This is a genomic window from Nostoc sp. CALU 1950 (genome assembly GCF_051172895.1).
GTDB classification, from domain to species: domain Bacteria; phylum Cyanobacteriota; class Cyanobacteriia; order Cyanobacteriales; family Nostocaceae; genus Nostoc; species Nostoc edaphicum_A.
In genome coordinates this window covers 1-1,005 of sequence record NZ_JBDNJQ010000399.1, presented here as the reverse complement: position 1 = coordinate 1,005, position 1,005 = coordinate 1, and the positions used below count along the sequence as shown (strand labels likewise).

At 45.3% G+C, this 1,005-nt stretch carries 1 protein-coding gene; it reads right to left on the bottom strand.

The window, feature by feature from the left end; genetic code table 11:
* Nucleotides 1-1,005 (bottom strand): HEAT repeat domain-containing protein (locus tag ABF638_RS38160; protein WP_435027916.1); only part of this gene is annotated, 1,005 nt, incomplete at both ends.

Sequence of the window (1,005 nt, the reverse complement as noted above, 5' to 3'; positions counted from 1 at the left end):
TTCCCCTAAGCTTTCTGCCGCCTGTCTACGAATATCACTATCAACCTGTGGGTCATGGATAAGTAAGATCAAAGCGTCAATCGCCGTTTGGTTGCCAGGGTCAATTTCCCCTAAGCTTTCTGCCGCCTGTCTACGAATATCACTATCAACCTGTGGGTCATGGATAAGTAAGATCAAAGCGTCAATCGCTATTTGATTGCCAGGGTCAATTTCCCCTAAGCTTTCTGCTGCCTGCCTACGGCTATAACTATCAACCTGTGGGTCATGGATAAGTAAGATCAAAGCGTCAATCGCTATTTGATTGCCAGGGTCAATTTTTCCTAAGCTTTCTGCCACCTGCCTACGGCTATAACTATTAACCTGTGGGTCACGGATAAGTGCTATCAACCCTTCAATCGCCGTTTGGTTACCAGGGTCAATTTCTATTAAGCTAGATACTGCTTGCAAACGCGTATAACTATTAACCTGTAGGTCACGGATAAGTGAGATCAAAGCGTCAATCGCTATTTTGTTGCCAACGCCGATTTTCCCTAAGCTTTCTGCCGCCTGTCTACGAATATAACTATCAACCTGTGGGTCATGGATAAGTAAGATCAAAGCGTCAATCGCTATTTTGTTGCCAGGGTCAATTTCCCCTAAGCTTTCTGCTGCCACCCTACAAATATCACTATCAACCTGTGGGTCATGGATAAGTAAGATCAATCCTTCAATCGCCGTTTGGTTGCGGAAGCCAAATTCTCGTAAGCTATGTGCTGCCAGCCAACGCCTAATACTACTAACCTGTGGGTTACGGATAAGTGAGATCAAAGCTTCAATCGCCGTTTGGTTACCTGGATCAATCTTCCCTAAGCTTTCTGCTGCCACCCTACGAATATCACTATCAACCTGTGGGTCACGGATAAGTGAGATCAAAGCTTCAATCGCCGTTTGGTTACCTGGATCAATTTTCTCTAAGCTTTCTGCTGCCACCCTACGAATATCACTATCAACCTGCGGGTTACGGAT